The organism is Mycobacterium sp. (assembly GCF_035633495.1).
Classification (GTDB): domain Bacteria; phylum Actinomycetota; class Actinomycetes; order Mycobacteriales; family Mycobacteriaceae; genus Mycobacterium.
In genome coordinates this window covers 76,516-98,562 of record NZ_DASQEU010000116.1, presented here as the reverse complement: position 1 = coordinate 98,562, position 22,047 = coordinate 76,516, and the positions used below count along the sequence as shown (strand labels likewise).

The following is a 22,047-nucleotide window of genomic DNA, read 5'->3' as shown; positions in this document are numbered from 1 at the left end:
ATGAACCTCTGGCGTTCGCCTTCCATGCATCCCGGATGGCCGAAGTCCGTCGGCCCGCTGCGGGTACCCGCGGGTCTCGTTCGGCTGCGTCCGGTGCGGCTGCGTGACGGTGCGGTGTGGAGCCGCATCCGGCTGGCCGACCAGGCTCACCTCGAGCCGTGGGAACCCGTCGCCGAAGTGAATTGGGAAGTGCGCCATGCCCTTTCGTCATGGCCATCAATCTGCTCCGGGCTTCGCGCGGAGGCTCGCAAGGGGCGCATGCTGCCGTATGCGATTGAGCTCGATGGCGAGTTCTGCGGTCAACTGACGATTGGCAACGTGACGCACGGAGCGCTGCGGTCGGCCTGGATCGGGTACTGGGTGGCCAAGGAGCGCAACGGCGGCGGGGTGGCGACGGCGGCGCTGGCGCTGGGCCTCGACCACGGCTTCGGCCCGGTCGGCCTGCACCGAATCGAGGCGACGGTCCGGCCCGAGAACGCGCCGAGCCGGGCCGTGCTGGCCAAGGCCCGTTTCCGCGAGGAGGGTCTGCTCGAACGCTATCTGGAGGTCGACGGGGCATGGCGCGACCACCTTCTGGTCGCGATCACGATCGAGGAGCTGGCGGGCTCGGCAACGTCGACGCTGGTGCGCGACGGCCGTGCAAATTGGGCGTAGCCGTGTGGCAGTTGTGACATGTGGGACGGATGTGCTTGTCAGGGGCGAATTACAGGTGTGTAATTGATCTCGGCGCGTCGCCCCCGGATGCGCTGGTCACGGACCTAGCCTTACGGGGAAAGGAGCCGGCGACATGCCAAGCATCCCCCAATCCCTTTTGTGGATTTCTTTAGTCGTGCTCTGGTTGTTCGTTCTCGTTCCGATGCTGATCAGCAAGCGAGACACCGTTCGCCGCACGAGCGACGTGGCGCTCGCGACGCGCGTGCTGAACACCGGCAGTGGCGCGCGACTGCTGCGCCGCCGCAAGCCGGCCGCCGGCCATCACAGCGACCCGGACTGGCGTCCGGCGCACGACGACCTCGACGAGTACGACGACGATGACCGCTACGAGGACCGCGAGCCCGTCACGGCGCCACGCAAGACCGTCGTAGTGATGACCGCTGCGAAGGTGCAGACCGAATCCGAGTACCTCGACGTCGACGTCGTCGAGGAGGACTCCGGCGCCCTGCCGATCGGCGCGTCCGCGCAGCTGGCCTTCGATCAAGAGCCCGAGCTGCCACTGGAGTTCGACGCCAACACCGCGACGTTCACGGTCGACGACCTGCAGGAGGTCGACGACCACATGGAGATCGACGACGAGATCGAAGACGAAGGCGAGGCCGAAGCCGAGTTCGAGGCGGACGACGAGGCGATGACCGACGAGTTCGCCTCCGTCTCCGAGGACGACACCGACTACGACTACGACTACGTCGACGACTCCTCCGGACTGGAGGCGGCGCCCGACCCCGACCTTCACGTCGCAGGGACTAAGTCGCAGGAACGCCGCCGGAACTACGAGTCGAAGACCGCCGCGGCGGTGAGCGCGCGCAAGTTCCGGTTCCGCAAGCGGATGCTGATGGCGATGTCGGCGCTGCTGCTCGCCAGCGCCGTTGCCGCGTACGTGGTGTCGCCGACCTTCTGGTGGGTCTGCGGCACGGTGGGAACGGTGACCGTGCTGTACCTCGGCTACCTGCGACGGCAGACGCGCATCGAGGAGCAGGTGCGCCGCAGGCGTGCGCAGCGGATGTTGCGGTCGCACCTCGGCGTCGAGAACACCCACGATCCGGAGTTCGACGTCGTTCCGGCGCGGCTGCGGCGGCCCGGTGCGGTGGTGCTGGAGATCGACGACGAGGATCCGATCTTCGAGCACCTGGACTACGCGCCGTTCGCGCGCGAGTACGACCTGCCCCGCGCCGCTGGTCAGTAAATCGGATTTCTAGGGCGACACCGTCACTGGTAGCCTGTGCTACCGGTACAAGGGGCTATAGCGCAGTTGGTAGCGCGTCTCGTTCGCATCGAGAAGGTCAGGGGTTCGATTCCCCTTAGCTCCACCAGTAATTAGCAGGTCAGAGCGATGGCGAGAGGTCAGTGCCGAGACCGGTCCGCAGTGGGTCCGCAGCAATTCTGATCGCCGCATCCAACTGGTCCGCAACCCCGTCGAGATCCTCGTCGAATAGGTCGGCGTACACGTCGAGCGTCATCGACGCCTTGGCGTGCCCCAGCATCCGCTGCACGGCCTTCACGTTGGCGCCGGCGCTGAAACCAACGATGCCGCGGTGTGCCGAAGGTCGTGCGGGCTGACCGTCGGGGGAACGTCTCGTCGGCCTTCTGGCACGTGACCGCCGCCGGCTCGAACACCCGGCTGCGGTAGTTCGAGTTCCGCAGCACCCCGCCGCGCAGATCGGTGAACACCAGATCGTCGCGACCCTTGCCCACCATCAACGCGGCGAGCTCGTCGGCCAGCACCGCGGGGAACGGCACCGGTCGACGCTCCCACGACTTCGGCGTTGACCAGACAAGGCCGCCCGACTCGGTGACCGATCGGGATACGTTGACCCGGCGCCGCAGCATGTCGAAGTCCTGCACCCGCAGCGCGGCCATCTCGCCGCGGCGAGCGCCGCCACCTGGGCGTGACTCAGGTAGCCGCGGTCAGCGTGCCGACGCTTCGGCAGCTTCACGCCGTCGCACGGGTTCCGAGGGGGACTCGGCTGTCCTCCACCGCGGCGCCGAGTATCTGCCGCAGCAGCCCGAACGCATTCTCGATCGTGGGGGCGCCCACCTCGTCGCCGGCCATCTTCGACACCCACGCCCGGACCGCGGACGTCTTGACGTCGACCACGGCGACGTCGCCCCAGTGCGGCTCCGCCCGGGTGTTCCACGTGCTGCGCCGAGTCGCGGCCGTCTTGGGCGCGATGTGGCCCTGGGACGCGGCCCACGACGCGTAGATCGCGGCGACCGTGACCCGGCCGGCCTTCGGTGCGACGTACGTGCAGGCCGCCAGCTTCGGGGTGATCTCGTTGTCGAGCCACGCCTGTGCATCGACCTTCCGGGCGAACGCTTTGGTGTGCTCTCGGCCGGTGTCATCGACGTATCGCGCCCTCCAGCGCATGCCCCGTCCGTTCCTGGCGCTGGGCACAGTGCGGGTGGTGCCGTCAGGATCGCGGACGGTCTTGGTCCAGTCGTCCTGGACCCTTTCCGGTCCAGTCATGTTGTCGCGCAATTTTTTTCGATCGGCCTCATGGCGTTCGCCCGCTTGATGTAGCGCAGCGCCTGTCTCTCCTCCACGTTGAACTCCTCCTTCACCGCGGCCAACTTGCGACCCTCTGGTGCGGACCGGTGAACATCCTTTACGCGAGGCAGGAACTCGGGGGTGACTCTGCGGCGGGCCGCCGCCGTCTCGACCTCCCGGCGGTCGCCGCGCCGGGCGCCGGGTCCCCTCACCAGAACGCGACCGCCATTTGGGTTCGGCCGTGTGACGCCGAACCAGGTGACTGCGTCGTCGCGCAGACCCTCCAACCGGATGCTCCTCAAATCCGTTGCACAAATGCCGTTTTCACTCTCACCAACCAGTGTGAGACGGGAGCACACTGGTGCGCGTTGTCATCCATTTCGGCGGTGGGGTCGTCGGCAGCGCGGTCACCGCTCCGGTACGGGCTTCCGGGTGGCAGCCACGCCACGAACCATCCGAGATGTTTCAAACACACTGTTACCCAGCCGATTCGATGCGCGTCGAGGAGAGTGTGAAGTAGTCCAGCAAATCGAAGGGTGCGATACGATGCGCTTCACGATCGAGTGCCACCAGCAGGTCGTCAAAGAACACTGACGCGCACTGGAACTACGCCGTCAGGTCGTCGTCCCAGTCATCGGACTGAAGGTCCTCAAGCGAGGTAAGTCGCGGGTTCGCCGTGGCCCGGGTGCGTTGCCCGCCGTCCCTGCGGGCGGTGTACACGTTGGTCGTGGCGATCGTGATGAGTTCCTCGACGACGTCGTGCGGCGGGTGGCCGACGAGCCGGGCCAGCGGTGTCACCGCCACGCCAATGCTCGCGGTCAGCCGATACGGAGCAGTCCGAACGCTGTGTTGGAGTCGCTCGGTGAGCATCGTGGCGTCCGTGCTGTCGAACGTGTCGGCGACGAGGTACTCGGATTCGCCGACGTGAGCCAGAACGGCGTCGCGCCGAAGCGTCTCGCTGATTCGGTGCCCGATCGCCACCCGGGCCTGATTGCCGTCGGCGTCGCCCCCCATCGCCTTCAGCAGCGAGAAACTGTCGAGACTGACGACTACGATCGCCAGGAAGCGGTCGCCGTCCCTGTCACGGGCCGCGATGGTCGCAACGCGGTCGGAGAACGCGTCGCGAGTCAGCAATCCGGTCAGCGGTTCGAGTTCGCCGTAGTGGACGTCGGTGTTGACGAGGCGAATCACGTTGCGGCAGACGAATACCACGAATAGGTTGATCAGTACGACGAGCGCGATCCCGGTCAGGGCGATCGCGGGTTCGAATTCACCGAGCCTAACCGCCAGCGCGATGAGTGTGGCGGCCCCGACGATCCACGTGTACGCCAACAAGCGCCCGTCGTGAAAGAGAGCGGTGAACGCCGACACCACGACGAACGTGCTGGTCCCCATCAGGCCGATGGCGGGATCGGCGTCGATGAGACAGGCCACGGCGATGCAGATGCTGCCAGCCCCCACGCACAGCTGTGACTGCAGGCGGGTGGGCCAGCCGGACCTCAACCACAACGACGCCATCACGACGCAGCAGACCGTCACCCCGATGGCGAACCAACGGTTGAGCGCCCCCGTCGGCCCGAGATCACTGAGCATCAGGATCAGCGGTATCATGCCCAACCCGAGCAAGTTGGCCGCGGTCAGTCGGCAGGTGGCGCGCTGAAGTCCCCTGGTCGCCAGGTACGACGTGATCCAGTAGTAATGGTCCTCGGATCGGAGCCAGCGTCTCGCTGCGGCCACCATGGTCAGGTCCGTGGCGGAGAGTCGGGGCCAAGTCCCACGAAGAAAGGCTCAAGGTGACGGCCGAATTGCACGCTAAAACCATAGCTGAGATGCCCAACTAATGGTTAATCATCTGAACGACCAATGACGTAGTCAACTGTCGCGACTGCATGAATTGGCCGGGCGGCCCCAAACGGTGAATTCGTCATAACGCTGCCATTCAAGGTGCACACTGACCAGGGGATCGCTTCTGACCCCTCACGGGGAGTCGCTGAAGTGCCATTGCCGTGGGTCGGCGCGGGGGAGGTTTGACGATGACCGTTCAGCAGCAACACGCACTCGATTCGCTGTATGCACTCGACAACGTATTGACGATCAAAATCTTCATGCCGCCGGCTGATTGGGATGCGCTACGAACCGAGTCGCCGAAGGGCGGCGCGTGCAACTTCGAGTTGACCGGGGGGCTGGTACACGTGGGCTAGGGCCACCTGGGTGGAAATCTCGGGCACGCACTTCCCGGCCCGCACCACGTTCACCAACGTGGGCGTCAAGAAGAAGTCCTTCTGCGGCTCTCTCGACAGCGAAAAGCCCTGCCTCCATGTTGATTTCGGTAGGTTCGGGGATGCCAACCTCGCCGCTGTCGAGGCACTGATCGGATCGCGGTAGGTACCTGACGCTGAACACTCCGTTCAGGATCGGTCCTTTATTCGGCAGCCGCTGGGTTATCGATTGCTCGGCATGGCCGGGCTACTCTCTACTTCTACTAGGTGTGTGACCACCACTCTTGGTGGGCGCTGAGGATCGCGTAGCCGCCGCCGTCGTCCACGATGATGACCTTTTTCCTGTCGCCGGTCGAGAATGTACCGATACCTTCGGGTTTCATGGAACGGTGGAACCTGACGTCGAGCAGTCTTACGTCATCGCTTTCGCCATCCCAGGTGCAGAGCTGAAACGGTTCGTCGCCTCTGCTGCTGGACCGCCCGATCACGATCAGGAAGACTCCATTCCGATCGTCGTAGCACATATCCCGAATCCCCTGTGTCACAGTCGATTGCGGGACTTTGGCCTGCACGATCGACGGGGGTCCCAATGACGATGTCGTCCACGGGGCAACACCGGCGTCGATGGGAATCTTGACGACGGAGATCCGACCGGGACTTGCCGGGCCCCGCTGACCGAACAGGAGTGCGCTCGCGCGCGGGTCCCAGGCCAGCCCCTCGATGTTCAGCCCGCCGGCGTCGGGTTCTTGTTCGGCAGGCGCGGCGAGCGACGGCGCCTGCTGGAGTAGCCACGCGCGGAATCCGTCCATCGCCTCGGCGCGCAAGTCACCCTCGGGCGTATAGCGAACGCGTACCAACCCGTCGCTGACTTGTCGCAGTCCGGTCCGGCTGGTGCCTGCGACGCTGAGCGAGGAAGCGGCGATGAGAAGGATTTCGCCGTTCACGTCGACGCGGCACAGGCCTTCGGGATCGCGCAGCCGTCCCTCAGCAAGGCCCACCAATCTTCGCCGCCGAATTCGCTCGACTTCTCCGCCGTCGGCGTCCAGTTCGAACTCGAAGAAGGCCGACGGGTCGTTGTTGTCGATGAAGACGAACCGCCGTCGACCGACTAGTGCGACGCCCGACGCGTTGAACGTTGTCGCGCCGTTCTTCTCGCGGAATGCCGTCGACTTGACCTTCCGCCGGACGAGATGGCTCGCGGCGTCTTTGATTGCGTCCAACGCGGCGGCGAACTTCGCAGTTGCCCAGTTCGCCACGTCGCCCTCCCCATCGCGAAGGTAATCCGTCGTACCTCGCCAGGATACGGCGCAGGCGCCGCTCGACTCGCGTTTCGTGCCCGCTGCTCAGTCGCTCCGGAACGAGGTGAGGTCGGCGACGTCGGCCTGCGCGCGAGCGGCACCGAGGGCGAGCGCGTTCGCGAGTTGCGTCGGATCCATGAAGTCGATGCCGTCTTCCGGATCGGCGCAGACGAGTCGAACCGTCGAACCTTCGGACTCGAGGTAGGCGACCTCATCGTGAATTTCGTTCGGGTTGGTCCGCATCGTCAATCCGAAGGAACCCGACTTCGGCGGCCTGCTCATCATCGAGAAGATGATGACGCGCTGGGCGCCGGCCAGAATGTCGGAGTGTGTGCTGGACGGGCTGATGCCACCATCCATGCAGAAGTGGTCGCCTAGCCACACCGGGCCATTCACGCCGGGGAGCGCGGAGCTCGCCGCACACGCGGTGGCGATGTCGATGCCGCTGTCGGAGGACACGACCACCAGTTCCCCGGTGTAGCAGTCGACGGCGGTGGTGTGGTGCTTGGGACTCGGCCACTGCACCCCGCCCAGTAACTGGTTCAAGGAGGCGATGTAGTTGGCGACGGGAGCGTTCTGCGCCGCCATCGCCGCGCGGCCGATCGCCAGGACGTCGGCATCATCGGTGGACGTGACCGTGGCAAGAATTCGCGTGGCACGTTTCTGCGAATCAGCTCCCGTGTCGGTGACGACCATCTTGGCCATGGCCTCGGGATTCGCCGCGAGTTGGGACAGCCTGGCGAACGCCGGCTCCATCATCCCCGCGCTCACGTAACTGCCCATGATGCTGCCTGCCGAGGTGCCGATCGTCACGTCGACGTTCTCGAGGTCCACGCCCCGAGCCTTCGCGGCCATGCCGTAACCCAGCATCCAACAGACGAACCATTCGCCGCCGCCGCCGAACGAGATGGCCCGCTGGTTGCCCGCGCCCACGGGTGATGTCGCCGGAAACGGAAAGACTTTCGGGCCCATGGGACTCGACGTTATCCGGCGATGTGGCGTAGCTGGTGCATGTTTGCCCAACTGCGGCAGATGCGCTCAGCGGCCCAGCTTCTCGCGGATCGTGTCTGCGGCGAAGCGGGCGATCGACACCGGCCGGAACGCGCGTGCGGCCGCGGTCAGCGCGTCGAGGGTCTGCGTGCTCAATTCGATGTCGGCAGCTGCGACGTTGAACTCGAGTTGTTCGACGCTGGACGCACCGGGAATCGCGACCACGCCCGGCAGGCTGATCAGCCAGGCCAGGGCCACCTGCGCCGGTTTGGCGTCGACCTCGGCGGCAACCTCGCGCAAGGTGTTCAGCAGCGGTTCTACCCGTCGCAGGTTCTCGGCACCGAACAGCGGGTTGGTCGCCCGGACTCCGCCCGGCCGGTTGTCGACGCCGTACTTGCCGCCCAAGAGCCCCTGTGCCAGTGGGCTGTAGGCGATCACCATCCGGTTCTCGCGCTCGGCGAAGGGAACCAGATCGTCGAGCGGCTGAGGGTGGGCGAGCGAGAAGTGCACCTGGTTGCTGATCACCGGTCTGCCGAGCGCGGCATCGGCCTTGCGCCAACGGTCGAGTGAATAGTTCGAGACACCGACCGCACCGATGACGCCGTCGTCGAGCAGGCTGCGCATCCCGGGCATGATCACCGAATCGGGGACCAACGGATTCGGTTGGTGGATCTGATAGAGGGGGATGCGGTCGAGTTGCAATCGGCGGGCGCTGGCGTGTGCGCGTCGCTTGATCACCGGCGGGAACGGGGCGACGGGGAAGATCTTGCTCGCCACCACGACGTCGGCTCGTTCGTCGCCGAGCGCTTCGCCGAGGATTCGCTCGCTCTTGCCGAACCCGTACACCTCCGCCGTGTCGAACAGGGTGACACCGAGGCTGCGGGCGCGGGCCACGATGTCGCGGGCCGCACCCGAGGCGTACTCGTCGCCGTAGCCCCATTCCTTGGCGCCGAACTGCCACGTGCCGAGGCCGATCCGGCTGACCCGTCCGAGCCCGTCGAACTCGAGATACTTCATGTGTCCCACCGTACTGACGCCATCGGTCTACGAGTTATTCAGAGTTGCGAGTTCATCCACAGATTGGGTCTTGGCGGTGTCGGTGGCCGGGTTGGCTCGCTAGATTCGCACATGTGTTCGATGAATTGACGACCAATGCGCAAGCCTCTGCCGGGGCGGCGGCAATCGGTGCATGGGCCCGTGTGGAAGCCGCTGCCTGTGCCCGCCGGCTGGCCGCGATGGTCGCAGTCCTGGATCGGTGCCACGCCGCCGACGGTTCAGCTGAGCGTGAGCAGTGGTACCTCGACAACTGGGGTGCGGTGTGTGCCGAGATCGCCGCCGCCCAGCAGGTCACCTCGGGTGCGGCGTCACATCAGCTGCTGGTGGCCACGGCACTGCGCGACCGGCTGCCGTGCGTCGCTGCCGTGTTCGCTGCTGGAGGCGTTTCCTACCGGTTGGTCTCGACGATCGTGTGGCGCACGGCGCTCATCAAGGATCCCGAGGCGTTGCGTGAAGTCGACTCTGCTCTCGCATCGGCATTACTGAACTGGGAGCCGATGTCCGAGCGCAAGACCGTCCAGGCGATCGACTACTGGGTTGACCGTTTCGACCGACATGCCCTGAGGCGCAACCAAACCCAGGCCCGGTCACGCTGCATCGAGATCGACGTCGACGGTCCGAGCGGTACCGCCTCGCTGTGGGGCAGCCTTTTCGCCCACGACGCGGTGGCGCTGGATCGACGGTTGGATGCCTTGGCGGCGACGACGTGTCGGGCCGATCCGAGAACGCTCGATCAGCGCCGTGCCGATGCGATGGGCGCCCTGGCCAACGGTGCCGAGCAGCTGGCCTGTCTATGCGGTCGTCCCGACTGCGCAGCCACCACGACGGCCGGTTCGGTGGCGAGCTCGTTGGTGATACACGTCGTGGCCAACTCGGACGCGGTCAGTGAGACCGGTCTGGTGACCGCGGCCGATGACACGGCTGCCCTCGACGGCGACGCACCGCCTCGCCCACGGTGCAGACCTCTTCGCGAACAGACCCTGGCCGAAGCGCTGGCCGATCCGCCGCCCACCGGACCTGCCGCGACGTCGCCAGGCGTGATGATCGGCGGGCCCGTGCTCGCCGGTCCGATGGTGCGGCGTGCGGCGCTGCAGGCGACGATCAAGGCGATCATCCACCCCGGGAACAGCGCGCCCGACCCGCGCTACGTGCCATCACGAGCGTTGGCGGACTTCGTTCGCTGCCGCGACTTGACGTGTAGGTTCCCCGGCTGTGACGAGCCGGCCGACCGCTCGGACATCGACCACACCATCGCCTATCCGGTCGGACCCACCCAAGCGTCCAACCTGAAAATTCTCTGCCGAAAACACCACCTGGTCAAAACTTTCTGGGGAGGGGGCGGTGGCTGGCGCGATCGACAACTCCCCGATGCCACAGTCATCTGGACATCACCGGAGGGCCTCACCCACGTCACCCGTCCCGGTAGCCACCTGCTGTTCCCGGCACTGTGCGTGCCCACCGCATCGGTCATCCTCGACCACGCCCGGGCCGAAGACATCCGCAACGGCGGACTGACGATGCCCAGGCGCGCGAACACCCGCGCGCAGGCCCGCAGCGAACGAGTCGACGAGGAACGCCGACTCAACGAAGCCGAGGCGGCGACGGCCTAATTGTCCGTCTCGGGTGCTACCAGGCCCGCCGACTTCGCGGTGTTGATCGCACGATGCCAACTCAGCTCGGCGATCACCACCACGCCGAGTGCTGCGGCGACGGCCACCAGCGACCCGATCCAGTGCACCCACGCCGGTCCGACCTGAAGGTCGCTCAGCAGCAGCAGCAGCGACGACGCGCCGGCCAGCGCGAGCATGGCAGCCAACGCGACGCGCGGGTTGGCGAAAGCGTTCATGGATCCATGGTGCTCGGCCGACCTAATGTGCGCCCAAGCTGACGCTATGAAGTTCCTATGAAAGCCGGAACGGACCCGCTAGTCCTCCTTGCGGATCAGCCTCATCAATGCCTCGCGGCCGGGCGCCAACAATTCTTCGATGCGCGTTTGGTTCACGTCGGCGACGACGATCTCCCCGACGTCCTCGTGCACGTTGCTGAAGATGCCGTGGGACTTCATCTTCTCGGTCTGATAGACGTTGTCCTCGGTGGGCGTGACGTAGTACACCGCCTCGGCCTTGAAGCGGTGCACCAGCCACAGGTGAACCAGGGTCATCAGCCGCTTCTGCCGCAACGCCGCGGCGAAGGTGTTCTGATCACGCACCGTCAGGATGCTGCGGCCGTGCCGATCCTTGATGGGGTCGACGAGCACGTTGGCGAGCAGTTCCTCACCACCCTCGCGGGCGCCGTAGATGCCGAGTTCGAGGACCTCACCGCCCGCCCGCCGCGGTCGCAGCTGCACGCGCAGCGTTTCGCCCAGTTGATAGTGCTCAGCCCATAGCGCCAGCCACTCTTCGAGCAGCTTCTTGGGCACCTCGGTCTGGACCAGGTGCTGGCTCTGCGTCGACCCCTTGCCCATCGACTTGGTGGTCGCAGTTCGCCCCGACGAGGCAGCCAGGGCGGCGTCGCTTCGCGGCCCGCCGACCAGCGTCTGCGGCGTGCGGTAGGGCGACTCCACCAGACGCATCTTGCGCTGGAGACGCGCCAGCGCCAGCATGCCGTCCTGCCGGAGCGCGGTGGCGAACTCCTCGGCGGCGACGCCGTCGATCTGATGGCCGCCGTAGGTCATGAAGTTGAAGACGAAGCCCATCTTGCCGATCTCCTCGGGGAAGGCCCGCATCTGATCGTCGGTCATGCCGGTCGTGTCCCAGTTGAACGAGGGGGACAAGTTGTAGGCCATCATCTTGTCCGGGTAGACGGCGCGGATCGCTGTCGCGAACTTCCTGGCGTCGTCGAGGTCGGCAGTCTTAGTCTCCATCCAGAGGATGTCGGCGAACGGCGCGGCCGCCAGCGACTTCGCGATCGCGTACGGGATGCCACCGCGGACCTGGTAGTAGCCCTCCGGAGTCTTGGCCCGTTCGCAGTCCCACGGAACGTCGGCCCCCAACTCGCTGGCCTTCTCGCGCGCGGCAAAGAGAGACGCACCCTTGGCGAACTCGCGCCACTCCGCAGGCATCATCGCCAGCGGTTCGCCCTCGCGCTCGCGGAATGCGAGCATCTCGGCCACCGCCTCACCGTAGGTTTCCAGGCCGGCGTCGGCCTGCCAGGCTTCGACGAACCGCGACTCGACCGTGTCGAACAGGTCGTCGACCGACGAATGCTTGTCGTCCTTCCACGACGCCGCCGCCTCGGTGACGAGAGTCGCGATGCCCTGACGTTCGAGCCATGCATCGGCGGCCGCGTACTCGCCGTCGGGAAGCGCGTAGAGGAGGTGACCTCGCAGGTCGGTGACACCTTGCCGGTGGAAGCTGCGCATCAGGGCCAGGAAGCAGGCCTTGTAGGGCGGAACCTTCAGGTTGGTCGCGCCGAGGAGGAACGGCTGGTCCCGCTCGTCGGCGCGGCTGTCGATCAGGCTGGCCGCCTCGGCATCGGTCCGCGCCACGATGATGCCGGGCACCCGCATGATGTCGAGCTGGAAGCGCGCGGTGTTGAGTCGCTTGATCTGTTCGTCCGACGGCACCAGGACCTTGCCACCCTGATGTCCGCACTTCTTGGTGCCGGGGCGTTGGTCCTCGATGTGATAGCCGGGCACGCCGGCCTCGACGAAGCGGCGGATCAGGTTGCGCACGTGCGGGTCTCCGCCGTGGCCGGTGTCGGCGTCGGCGATGATGAACGGCCGGTAGTCGGTTGCGGGGGTGGCGGCGCGCTGCGCGTCGGTCATCTTCAGGCGCAGGTACTGCTGATTGCGGTCGGCGGTCAGCAGCGCGCGCACCAACCCGGCGGCCTCGTCGGGCACCTGGCTCAGCGGATAACTGGCGAGGTCGGGTCCCGGATCCTCGCTGATGGAGCCCTTCGCGGAGGTTGCCCACCCACCGAGGTAGATGCCCTCGATGCCCATCCGCTTGATGGTCACGGCCTGCCCCGGCGAGTAGGGACCGAACGTGGTGATGCTCTTCTGCTGGGAAGCCAGCTCGCGCAGGCGGGCGTAGAAGGCCGCGGCCGCTTCGCGAGCCACCGGGTAGTCGGCGGGAATCGTGCCGCGCTGCTCGGCGACCTGGCGCGCCGTGTACAGGCGGACGATCCCGTCGAAGCGAGGGCTGTCGAAGTACTGCTGCGTGGCGGCGAGGTCCTCCTCGAACTGTGTGTTTGCCTGGACGTCCGGTTCGGTGATCGTCATGTGTTTACGCTCCTCGTTGAGCCCGTTTGCTCTGATGGTGCGAGTGTATGGCGCACGTCGCGCGTGGAGTTTCGAATCGGCATCTCGCCGTCCAAATGCGTGTATCCCAGGCGTCTCACCCGGTCCTCACGGGTCTACCCACGGTGCGGCTGCCTAACTGGCAGTGTGACAACGACATTGGAATCGCCCGTACCGGCGAGCGACGAAACGGTCGAAGCGGCACCGCCGCGCCGGTTCACACGTCGGACCTGGGACCGCTTCGGCTTCGGTGTCCTGCTGATCGCCACGTTGGTCACCTACCTCTGGGACATCACCGTCAACGGGATGGGCAACCAGTTCTACGCGGGCGCCGCGCAAGCGGGCTCGAGAAACTGGGAGGCCTTGCTGTTCGGGTCGCTGGACACGCAGAACTACATCACCGTCGACGAGCCACCCGTGTCGCAGTGGGTCATGGGCCTGTCGGGGCAGATCCTCGGATTCAGCAGTGCCAGCATGCTGGTCCCCGAGGCGCTGATGGCGGTCGCCACGGTGGCGCTGCTGTATGGCGCGGTCCGCCGGATCAGCGGACCGAACGCGGCGTTGCTCGCGGGAGCGGCCTTCGCGTTGACTCCGGTCGCGGCGCTGATGTTCCCCTACAACAACCCCGACGCGGTGATGGTGCTGTTGGTGATGCCCGCGATCGGCCTCGTATACCTGGTCGCCGCGCCGACGTCGGTCCGCAAGAGGCTGCTACACCTGCTCGGATCCCTCGTCGCGTTCGGAGTCTCCGCGGGCTGGTACGTCGTGCTGACACTGCTGTGGCCGACATCAGGGCGTGGGTGGCCGCCAACTTCACGGCGACGACGGTGGGGAACGGCACCGTGTACGACCTCACCGCGCCGTTGAAGTGATGCCCTCGCCGTTCGAGTAGGCCCGCCGGGCGGTCTCAGTAGGATGCCTCGCATGCCACTAGCCACCGGGGAGACGTTCGCCGGATATTCGATCACAGGGCTGCTCGGTGCAGGGGCCATGGGCGAGGTCTACCTGGTGGAGCACCCGCGGTTGCCGCGTCGCGACGCGCTGAAGGTGATGGCGCTCAAGGTGTCGACCGATGCGGAGTATCGCGAGCGATTCAATCGTGAGGCGCAGAACGTCGCCGGGTTGTGGCACCCGAACATCGTCACCGTTCACGACCGCGGCGAGGACGAGGGCCGGTTGTGGATCGCGATGGACTACGTCGAGGGCACCGACGCCGGTCAACTGCTGCTGGAGAGGCAGTACCGCAGCGGAATGCCGCCTGCCGACGTGGTTCGTATCATCAGAGCGGTCGCCGACGCGCTGGACTACGCCCACCAGCGTCAGCTGCTGCACCGTGACGTCAAGCCCGCCAACATCCTGCTGGCTCCGCAGGACGCCGGCGGCTGGCGTGTGCTGCTCGCTGACTTCGGCATCGCGCGGCGGGTTGACGACTCAAGCGGGCTGACCGAGACCAACATGGCCGTCGGTACGGTCGCCTACGCCGCACCCGAACAGCTGATGGGTCTGACGCTCGACGGGCGGGCTGACCAATACTCACTCGCCGCAACGACATTCGAGTTGCTGACCGGCCAGCATCTGTATCTGGACCGGAATCCCGCCGTCGTCATCAGCCAGCACGTGAGCGCACCGCCACCGGCGATCGCGGACCGCAAACCCGAACTGTCCGGTCTGGGGCCCGTGCTGTCGAAGGCGCTCGCGAAGTCTCCCGGTGACCGCTACGACTCGTGCACCGAATTCGCGAACGCGCTCACTCGGCATCTCAACGGAGAACTCGACGCCTTCGACGTCGATGACACGATGATGGCGACCCCTGCCTCGTCGGCGCGTCCCGCCGGCTCGGGCCCGAAGAGCCGGATGTGGTGGCTCGGCGTAGCCTCCGCAATTCTGTTGGGGCTATTCCTCATCGGTGGCGTCGTCGCGGCCATCCTCATCGCGCGTCACCAGAGTGAGGTCGTCGCACAGCCACCTCCGACCACGCCTGCCGTACCCGTCGTGCTCGTCGGCGCGGACTGCCAGGTGCTCGGCGCTGCCGGCGTCACCGAGACCGGGGAGAAGGCCTACTGCGCCCGCCTGCCCCCGAGCGACGACGTCATGTGGTCCCTGGTGGCGGGTGTGGTTCCGTCGCCCACTGCCACCCCCGGACCCAACGATCAGGTCTATGCCGCGGGTATCGAAGACCAGGTCCGCGTCTGCGTCCAGCAGACGGGGCAGTCGCGCATCGAGTGCCGCGAGGACATTCGGCGGGGGAACCTCTACGGGCCGCCGTGAGAGTAGCGGTCGCGCAGTCGCGTCAGCGTGGCCTCGATGCCCTTGGCGTTGCTCTTCACGAAACCCGTTCGGCGGTAGTACTTCAACGCATCCTTCACCGCTCCGGCGTCGGAGAAGTCGAACGTCTCGGTGACCCTGGTGGTGGTGGGCGTGAGGGCGGTGAACTCCCAGCGCCAATGGTGTCCGACCGGGTGGCGCCACTCGATGAGTTCGTCGGGCTTGAGCGCGGTGACGACGCTGGTGATGCGGTAGGGCACGCCGAACATCTTCATCTTGGTGGAGAAACGGGCGCCTGCCACGAGTTTCGAAGGCGCCTCTATATTGGCGCCGACCGTGCCGGAGCCGTCCAGTTCGTGGTGACGACGCGGGTCCGCAACGATCGCGAAGAGTTTGGCGGCGGGCGCATTTACGTCGACCGATCGACTCACCTGGTTGGGGCCGGCATCGACGACGGAGATGGATGTGACGGTCACGAGCCCGCTCCTTGCGACGTGGTGGCAATCATGGCGGCACTGCGGTCCCAGAGTCGGCGCGCCAGTTCGGTGTCGTAGGCCTGCTTGTTGGCCTTGCCGACGGAATGACCGGAGTAGTACTCACCGGAGGTCCAGTCCTGCCCCGGCGTGGCCGACGCCAGCCAGACCAACAGATCGGAGCCCTGTTCGGGGGTGACCAGAGCCAGATGTCTCAACGGCGTGTGGTAGACGATGCGCAGGAGCCGCGACTCGGACTCGGCGCCGAAGTTGGAGGCGACACTGCCCGGATGGAATGCGGCCGTTGAGATTCCGGACGAGTGGTAACGGCGGTGGAGTTCCTTCGTGAACAAGATGTTCTCGAGCTTGGCGTCGCCGTACGCCTTCTGCCGTCGGTAGCCGCGTTCGGCTTCCAGGTCGTCGATGTCGACGTGGCCAAACAGCTTGTTGCCGAGGCTCGAGGTGTTCACGACACTGGCTCGGCACTCGACGAGCCGATCCAGGAGCAGCGTCGTCAACAGAAAGGGGGCCAGATGATTGACCTGAAAAGTCTTCTCGTGACCGTCGACGGTGACCTGGCGTTGACCCATGAGGCCGCCGGCGTTGTTGGCCAGCACGTCGATGCGCGGGTAGCGCTCGAGCAGCTGCTCCGCCAAATCGCGGACCTGAGCGAGCTCGCTGAAGTCCGCCACGAGGTAGTCGGCGCCGATGCCGTTGGCCACTGCCGCCGTCTTCTGCGGCGAGCGTCCGACGACGACGACCTTTTCGCCGCTCCGGCTCAGCCTCTTGGCCGCGGCGGCGCCGATCCCGTCACTCGCGCCGGTGATGACAATGGTTCGATCCGTCACTGGAAGTCCTTCGATTCGATCGACTTATCGAGCATGTCTTCCCTCCACCACGACCTCGCAAACGATCGGGACGCCGGGCCGGTAGGCGAGGTGAACGTACGACGGGGCGTCGAGGCGGATGAAGTCGGCGCGCATGCCGACTCCGAGGGTCCCGACGTCCTCGCGTCGCAGCGCGGCGGCGCCGCCCGCGGTGGCCGACCACACCGCCTCCGCCGGCGTGAACCCCATGTCGCGGACGGCCACGGCGATGCAGAACGCCATGCTCGTCGTGAAGGAGCTGCCGGGGTTGCAGTCGGTGGCGATCGCGACCGTGACACCGGCGTCGAGGAACCGCCGGGCGTCGGGCCAGGTTGCCCGCGTTGAGAATTCAGCACCGGGCAGCAGCGTGGCGACCGTGGTGCCCGCCGCGGCTGCCAACGCTTCGATGTCGGGACCGGTGGCGTACGTGCAGTGGTCGACGGACGCGGCCCGAAGGTCGACCCCCAGTCGAATGCCGTCGCCGGGGCCCAGTTGCGACGCGTGCAGCCGCGGTTCGAGGCCCGCCTCGATCCCCGCCTCGAGGATGAACCGCGTCTCGTCGACGTCGAAGGCGCTGCGGTCGCAGAACACGTCGATCCAGCGGGCATGAGGTCGGCACGCGGAGAGCATCTCTCCGGCGACGAGCCGGACGTAGTCATCCCGTGCGCCGCGGTACTCGAGGGGGACCACGTGTGCGCCGAGAAACGTGGTCTCAGAGGTGAACCGGCGGCCGACCTCGAGCGATCGCACCTCGTTGCCGACGTCGAGGCCGTAGCCGCTCTTGGTCTCGAACGTGGTGACGCCGCCGGCGACCAACTCGCTCGCGAGTCTGCCGAGATTGTCCGACAGCGCGATATCGGTGGCGTTCCTGGTGGCTTCGACGGTGGTGGTGATGCCGCCGCCGTCGTACGGGCGGCCACTCATCCGCGCGGCGAACTCCGCGGAACGGTCGCCTGCGAAGACGAGATGGGCGTGGCTGTCGACGAACCCCGGCAGCACGCTGCATCCGCCGAAGTCGACCCGACGGTCGGCGTCGGGAGCGGCGGTCCGCGGTCCTACCCACGCGACGAGACCGTCGTCCACGACGATCGCCGCATCCGTGACGATGCCGAGCGGGGATCCGTCGCCAAGCGAAGAGTCATTGGTGACCAGCTCGCCGATGTTGTCGTACCGGACGCTCATCGTGCCCCCAACGCCGCGGAGATCGCCTCGGCCAGTTCGCGTCCCGGATCGGTCACCTGGTGATGGCGTCGGTCGGTGACCACGACCCGTCCGTCGACCACGACGTCGGTCACGTCCGCCGCCGTGGCGGCGAAGACGGCGTTCTCCACGGTCGGCCCACCTCCCGCGGTACGCACGGAGTTCAGGTCGACGGCCACCAGGTCGGCGCGCGCGCCGACGCGCAACTCACCGGCATGGGCCCAGCCGAGCGCCAAATGACCTTCGCGGGTCGCGGATTCGAGCAGTCGGGACGCCGGTATGACGCCTCGCTCCCGGCGGACGAGCCGCTCGTCGAGCTCGACGGCACGCGCCTCCTCGAACAGGTCGATCACGGCATGGCTGTCCGACCCGAGGCTGAACGGTCCCGGCCCGGCCAACAGCTCGGGTGCGGGCCCGACGCCGTCACCGAGGTCGCGTTCGGTGGTGGGGCAGAAGCAGACCCCGGTGCCACTGTCTCGAAGGTCGGCGACGTCGGCGTCGGTCAGGTGGGTGGCGTGCACCGCGGTGGTGCGAGCGCCCAGTACCCCGTGGTCGCGCATGAGGGCGGTCGGGGTGCACCCGTGAACGGCCTGACACTGTTCGACCTCCGCCGTCTGCTCCGAGGAGTGAACGTGCACCGGTGCCGATGCCGCGGTCGCCCACGCGACGACGGACGACATGTCGTCGACCGGTACGGCCCGGACGGAATGTATTGCCGCGCCCACTATTACGTGATCCCAGTCCGATGCCTGGCGGAGCAGCGCATCGACGCGCTGGGCCCAGCGAGATCCGTTGCCGTCGCCGAACCGCTGTTGAGGCCCGTCGGCAAGTGGAGCACCGTCGACGCCGGCGGCGAGGTAACACGTGTCCAGCAGCGTGATCCGGATGCCCGCGTCGGCGGCGGCGGCGATCAGGGCGTGGCCCATCTCGTTGGGGTCGGCGTAGGGCGTGCCCCCGGTGTCGTGATGCAGATAGTGGAATTCACCGACGGCCGTGATCCCGGCCAGCGCCATCTCGGCGTACACCGCGCGGGCGAGATCGCGATACAGGTCGGGGGTCAGTCGCGCGGCGGCCTGGTACATCAGCCGGCGCCAGCTCCAGAACGACCCGCGATCGCGCTGGGTCCGGGATCGCAGGGCACGGTGGAACGCGTGCGAATGGGCGTTGGCGAGCCCGGGAAGGACGAGGCCGCGCAGCCGCCGGCCATCGGCCGGTGCACTGTTCGGTTCGAGGCCTTCGATGATCCCGTCGGCCACCGTGACCCGGACACCCTCGGCGACGTGATCCCCGCCGAGCCAGGCGTGTTCACACCACCACTGAGACGTCGGCGAGTCTGCGCTCATCCGGTGACCCAATCGGCCATCACGTCGGCGAGCGCCTCGGCACCGCGTCGGCAGTCACCGATCTCGGCGTACTCGTCCGGAGAATGGGAGATGCCGGTGGGGTTGCGCACGAACAACATTGCGGTGGGAACCGTGGTCGACAGAATGCCGGCGTCGTGACCGGCCTGGGTCGGAAGGACGGGAACGTCGCCGAGAGCCGCCAGGGCACGCAAGATACGCCGGCGTGGCGCGTCGGGGAAGAGGACTGCGGGAGAGACGGATTCGGCCTCCACGGCCAGCTCGGTCCGATCGTCGGCGGCGCAGTTGGTGGCGTCGGCGGTGATGGCGGCGACCAACGCCGACAGCGTGTTCTCGTCGGAGGCGCGCGCGTCGAGCCACGCCTGCACCCGGGACGGGACGGCGTTCGAACCGTTGGGCGTGACACGCACCTTGCCGAAGGTCGCCACGGCCTGATGCGAGGTGGCCTGGGCGCGCGCGGCGTGCACGGCCGACGCGAACGTGAGCATCGGATCACGCCGGTCGACGAGACGGGTGGTGCCCGCATGGTTGGCCTCACCGCCGAACGTGAACTGCCAGCGGCCGTGTGGCCAGATCGACGACGCGACGGCGATCGGCCGGTCGACCAGGTCAAGGGCGCGACCCTGCTCGACGTGCAACTCCACGTACACCCCCACCCGTTCGGCGAGCCGGTCGTCGGCGCCGAGTTGCGCCGGGTTGCGCCCGGCCGCCATCAGGGCGTCGGCCAACGTGGTGCCGTCCCCGTCGCGCAGGTTCAACGCGCGTTCGGGCGTCAGGGCACCGGTGGAGAGCTGAGACCCGATGCAGGCGACACCGAAGCGGGCGCCCTCCTCGTCGACGAAGGCCACCACGGCCACCGGGATCTCGGGACTGACGCCGCGTGCGGCGAGCAGGTCGATGGCCGCGAACGCCGACACGATGCCGAGCGGGCCGTCGTACGCACCGCCGTCGGGTACCGAGTCGAGGTGCGAGCCGGTCACGAAGGCTCCTCGGGGATCACCCGCCCACCCGGCGGGCATCCACCACGCCCACAGGTTCCCGTTGCGGTCCTCTTCGACCGTCATCCCGCGACGCCGAGCCTCGCCGGCGAACCATTCGCGCAGCGTGAAATCCGCAGTGGTCCAGGCGAATCGGCGGTAACCGCCGCTGAGGGGGTCGCGACCGACGTCGAGGATGGACTCCCACAGCGAGTCGAAGGTCGTCACGCCCGATCCTGCATGGGTATTCTGACGCCGCGTTCGGCGGCGACCTGCGTGGCGTGCTCGTAGCCGGCGTCGACGTGCCGAATGACGCCCATGCCGGGGTCGTTGGTCAGGACGCGCTCGAGTTTCTCTGCGGCCAATGCGGTTCCGTCGGCGACGCATACCTGCCCGGCGTGGATGGACCGGCCCATCCCGACCCCGCCGCCTTGATGGATCGACACCCATGATGCTCCCGAAGCGGTGTTGACCAGCGCGTTGAGCAGGGGCCAGTCGGCGACGGCGTCGGAACCGTCGGCCATCGCCTCGGTCTCCCGGTACGGGGAGGCCACGGAGCCGGAGTCCAGGTGGTCGCGCCCGATGACGATCGGAGCGGACACCTCGCCGGAGGCCACCATCTCGTTGAACTTGATTCCGGCCCTGTGTCGTTCGCCATAGCCGAGCCAGCAGATCCGGGCCGGCAGTCCCTGGTACGCCACGCGCTCCTCGGCCATCGAGATCCAGCGGCGCAGGTGGTCGTTGTCGGGGAAGAGTTCGAGGATGGCCCGGTCGGTCGCCTCGATGTCCTTGGCGTCACCCGAGAGCGCCACCCATCGGAACGGGCCCAGCCCTTCCTCGAACTGCGGTCGGATGTAGGCGGGCACGAAGCCGGGGAAGTCGAATGCCCTGTCGTAGCCGGCCTTGCGCGCTTCGTCCCGAATCGAGTTGCCGTAGTCGAACACCTCGGCGCCCTTGTCCTGGAAACCGACCATCGCGGCGACCTGCTTGGCCATCGACGCCTCGGCCTGCTCGGTGAAGTAGCCCGGATCCTTGTCGGCCATCTTCTTCATGTCGTCGAACGCGATCCCGATGGGAAGATACGAAAGGGGGTCGTGGGCCGACGTCTGGTCGGTGACGATGTCCATCGGGGCGTCGCGCTCGAGGAGTTCGGGGAAGACTTCTGCGGTATTGCCAAGGAGCCCGATCGACAACGCGCGCTTGGCATCCCGTGCTTCGACGGCCATCCGCAGTGCCTCGTCGATCGACTCGGCCCTGGTGTCGAGGTAGCGCTGTTCGATGCGCCGGTCGATCCTGGTCGGGTCACAGTCCACGCAGATCGCGACGCCGTCGTTCATGGTGACGGCCAGTGGCTGCGCACCGCCCATACCGCCGACGCCGCCGGTCAGCGTGATGGTCCCGGCCAACGTACCTCCGAAGCGTTTCTTGGCCACGGCCCCGAACGTCTCATAGGTGCCCTGCAGGATGCCCTGGGTGCCGATGTAGATCCACGAGCCCGCCGTCATCTGGCCGTACATCATCAGCCCGGCTGCCTCGAGTTCGCGGAAGGTCTCCCAATTCGCCCAGTCGCCAACGAGATTGGAGTTCGCAATGAGCACCCGGGGCGCCCACTCGTGGGTGCGGAAGACGCCGACGGGCTTGCCGGACTGGACCAGCATCGTCTCGTCGTTCTCTAGGCTGCGCAGGGTGGCCACGATCGCGTCGAACGCCTCCCAACTCCTCGCGGCGCGTCCGGTCCCGCCGTAGACCACCAGGTCCTCCGGATGTTCGGCGACCTCGGGGTCGAGGTTGTTCATCAGCATCCGCAACGCGGCTTCCTGCTGCCAGCCCTTGCACGTGAGGTCCGTGCCCCGGGCGGCGCGCACGGTGCGGGACTGAGAGGTGTTGGCTGTCATGGCGT

General features: G+C 66.9%; 21 protein-coding genes, 1 tRNA gene and 1 pseudogene. 8 read left to right on the top strand and 15 right to left on the bottom strand.

All coding sequences use genetic code 11. The features are described from left to right. From VET27_RS18105 to VET27_RS18095, 3 genes are all read left to right on the top strand, one after another. Window positions 1-654 (top strand): GNAT family N-acetyltransferase, encoded by a 654-nt coding sequence (locus tag VET27_RS18105; RefSeq protein ID WP_526520561.1) that lies wholly within the window; start codon window positions 1-3, stop codon window positions 652-654. Between the two features lie 133 nt (window positions 655-787). Further along, entirely contained in the window at window positions 788-1,900 is a 1,113-nt protein-coding gene (gene sepX, locus VET27_RS18100) for a divisome protein SepX/GlpR (RefSeq protein ID WP_526520559.1), read from the top strand. A 51-nt stretch (window positions 1,901-1,951) separates the two neighbouring features. Then, window positions 1,952-2,027: transfer RNA gene (locus VET27_RS18095), tRNA-Ala, on the top strand. A 12-nt stretch (window positions 2,028-2,039) separates the two neighbouring features. Here the strand turns inward: VET27_RS18095 and VET27_RS18090 are convergent. From VET27_RS18090 to VET27_RS18075, 4 genes are all read right to left on the bottom strand, one after another. Beyond that, window positions 2,040-2,216 (bottom strand): hypothetical protein, encoded by a 177-nt coding sequence (locus VET27_RS18090; RefSeq protein WP_526520557.1) that lies wholly within the window; start codon window positions 2,214-2,216, stop codon window positions 2,040-2,042. A gap of 431 nt (window positions 2,217-2,647) precedes the next feature. After that, window positions 2,648-3,181 carry a hypothetical protein gene (locus tag VET27_RS18085; RefSeq protein WP_526520555.1) on the bottom strand — a complete coding sequence of 178 codons (534 nt, stop codon included), beginning with the start codon at window positions 3,179-3,181 and terminating at the stop codon, window positions 2,648-2,650. Further along, window positions 3,178-3,489, bottom strand: coding sequence for a hypothetical protein (locus tag VET27_RS18080; RefSeq protein ID WP_526520553.1), 312 nt, complete (start codon window positions 3,487-3,489; stop codon window positions 3,178-3,180). The genes VET27_RS18085 and VET27_RS18080 overlap by 4 nt, the downstream gene beginning before the upstream one ends. A gap of 319 nt (window positions 3,490-3,808) precedes the next feature. After that, window positions 3,809-4,942, bottom strand: a complete 1,134-nt coding sequence (locus tag VET27_RS18075; protein ID WP_526520551.1) for a GGDEF domain-containing protein — start codon at window positions 4,940-4,942, stop codon at window positions 3,809-3,811. Window positions 4,943-5,235: 293 nt separating this feature from the next. Between VET27_RS18075 and VET27_RS18070 the strand changes: the two genes are divergently transcribed. Continuing rightward, window positions 5,236-5,403 carry a hypothetical protein gene (locus VET27_RS18070; RefSeq protein ID WP_526520549.1) on the top strand — a complete coding sequence of 56 codons (168 nt, stop codon included), beginning with the start codon at window positions 5,236-5,238 and terminating at the stop codon, window positions 5,401-5,403. A gap of 10 nt (window positions 5,404-5,413) precedes the next feature. Next, entirely contained in the window at window positions 5,414-5,587 is a 174-nt protein-coding gene (locus tag VET27_RS18065; RefSeq protein ID WP_526520546.1) for a hypothetical protein, read from the top strand. Window positions 5,588-5,684: 97 nt separating this feature from the next. Here VET27_RS18065 and VET27_RS18060 read toward each other — a convergent pair whose 3' ends face one another. The 3 genes from VET27_RS18060 to VET27_RS18050 form a co-directional block, all read right to left on the bottom strand. Beyond that, entirely contained in the window at window positions 5,685-6,677 is a 993-nt protein-coding gene (locus tag VET27_RS18060) for a YjiK family protein (RefSeq protein WP_526520544.1), read from the bottom strand. Between the two features lie 87 nt (window positions 6,678-6,764). Next, on the bottom strand, window positions 6,765-7,691 hold the full coding sequence (locus VET27_RS18055; protein WP_526520542.1) for a patatin-like phospholipase family protein: 927 nt from the start codon (window positions 7,689-7,691) through the stop codon (window positions 6,765-6,767). Window positions 7,692-7,757: 66 nt separating this feature from the next. Continuing rightward, window positions 7,758-8,726, bottom strand: a complete 969-nt coding sequence (locus VET27_RS18050) for an aldo/keto reductase (RefSeq protein ID WP_526520540.1) — start codon at window positions 8,724-8,726, stop codon at window positions 7,758-7,760. A 113-nt stretch (window positions 8,727-8,839) separates the two neighbouring features. On the opposite strand from VET27_RS18050, the gene VET27_RS18045 reads away from it, so the two are divergent. Then, window positions 8,840-10,375: an HNH endonuclease signature motif containing protein gene (locus VET27_RS18045; RefSeq protein WP_526520538.1), complete on the top strand. Its 1,536-nt coding sequence runs from the start codon at window positions 8,840-8,842 to the stop codon at window positions 10,373-10,375. Here VET27_RS18045 and VET27_RS18040 read toward each other — a convergent pair. Further along, window positions 10,372-10,611: a hypothetical protein gene (locus tag VET27_RS18040; RefSeq protein WP_526520536.1), complete on the bottom strand. Its 240-nt coding sequence runs from the start codon at window positions 10,609-10,611 to the stop codon at window positions 10,372-10,374. The two genes, VET27_RS18045 and VET27_RS18040, sit on opposite strands and share 4 nt — an antisense overlap. Window positions 10,612-10,689: 78 nt before the next feature. Continuing rightward, on the bottom strand, window positions 10,690-12,987 hold the full coding sequence (gene aceA, locus VET27_RS18035; RefSeq protein ID WP_526520534.1) for an isocitrate lyase ICL2: 2,298 nt from the start codon (window positions 12,985-12,987) through the stop codon (window positions 10,690-10,692). Window positions 12,988-13,152: 165 nt separating this feature from the next. On the opposite strand from aceA, the pseudogene VET27_RS18030 reads away from it, so the two are divergent. Together VET27_RS18030 and VET27_RS18025 are read left to right on the top strand one after the other, a co-directional pair. Next, a pseudogene (locus VET27_RS18030) lies at window positions 13,153-13,803 on the top strand (ArnT family glycosyltransferase); the annotation flags it as partial. Between the two features lie 126 nt (window positions 13,804-13,929). After that, window positions 13,930-15,273, top strand: coding sequence for a serine/threonine-protein kinase (locus VET27_RS18025; RefSeq protein WP_526520532.1), 1,344 nt, complete (start codon window positions 13,930-13,932; stop codon window positions 15,271-15,273). Here the strand turns inward: VET27_RS18025 and VET27_RS18020 are convergent. The 6 genes from VET27_RS18020 to hutU are packed head-to-tail and all read right to left on the bottom strand — an operon-like array spanning window position 15,258 to window position 22,042. Then, window positions 15,258-15,746 carry an SRPBCC family protein gene (locus tag VET27_RS18020; RefSeq protein ID WP_526520530.1) on the bottom strand — a complete coding sequence of 163 codons (489 nt, stop codon included), beginning with the start codon at window positions 15,744-15,746 and terminating at the stop codon, window positions 15,258-15,260. The genes VET27_RS18025 and VET27_RS18020 overlap by 16 nt on opposite strands. Continuing rightward, on the bottom strand, window positions 15,743-16,591 hold the full coding sequence (locus VET27_RS18015; protein ID WP_526520528.1) for an SDR family NAD(P)-dependent oxidoreductase: 849 nt from the start codon (window positions 16,589-16,591) through the stop codon (window positions 15,743-15,745). Before VET27_RS18015 ends, VET27_RS18020 begins: the two co-directional genes overlap by 4 nt. 24 nt (window positions 16,592-16,615) lie before the next feature. Further along, the gene (hutI, locus tag VET27_RS18010) at window positions 16,616-17,791 is read right to left on the bottom strand and encodes an imidazolonepropionase (protein ID WP_526520526.1); all 1,176 of its coding nucleotides are present in this window, start codon (window positions 17,789-17,791) and stop codon (window positions 16,616-16,618) included. After that, window positions 17,788-19,152, bottom strand: coding sequence for a formimidoylglutamate deiminase (locus VET27_RS18005; RefSeq protein ID WP_526520524.1), 1,365 nt, complete (start codon window positions 19,150-19,152; stop codon window positions 17,788-17,790). The genes hutI and VET27_RS18005 overlap by 4 nt, the downstream gene beginning before the upstream one ends. Beyond that, on the bottom strand, window positions 19,149-20,375 hold the full coding sequence (locus VET27_RS18000) for an allantoate amidohydrolase (RefSeq protein ID WP_526520522.1): 1,227 nt from the start codon (window positions 20,373-20,375) through the stop codon (window positions 19,149-19,151). The genes VET27_RS18005 and VET27_RS18000 overlap by 4 nt, the downstream gene beginning before the upstream one ends. After that, window positions 20,372-22,042, bottom strand: a complete 1,671-nt coding sequence (gene hutU, locus VET27_RS17995; protein ID WP_526520520.1) for a urocanate hydratase — start codon at window positions 22,040-22,042, stop codon at window positions 20,372-20,374. The genes VET27_RS18000 and hutU overlap by 4 nt, the downstream gene beginning before the upstream one ends. Window positions 22,043-22,047: the final 5 nt, after the last annotated feature.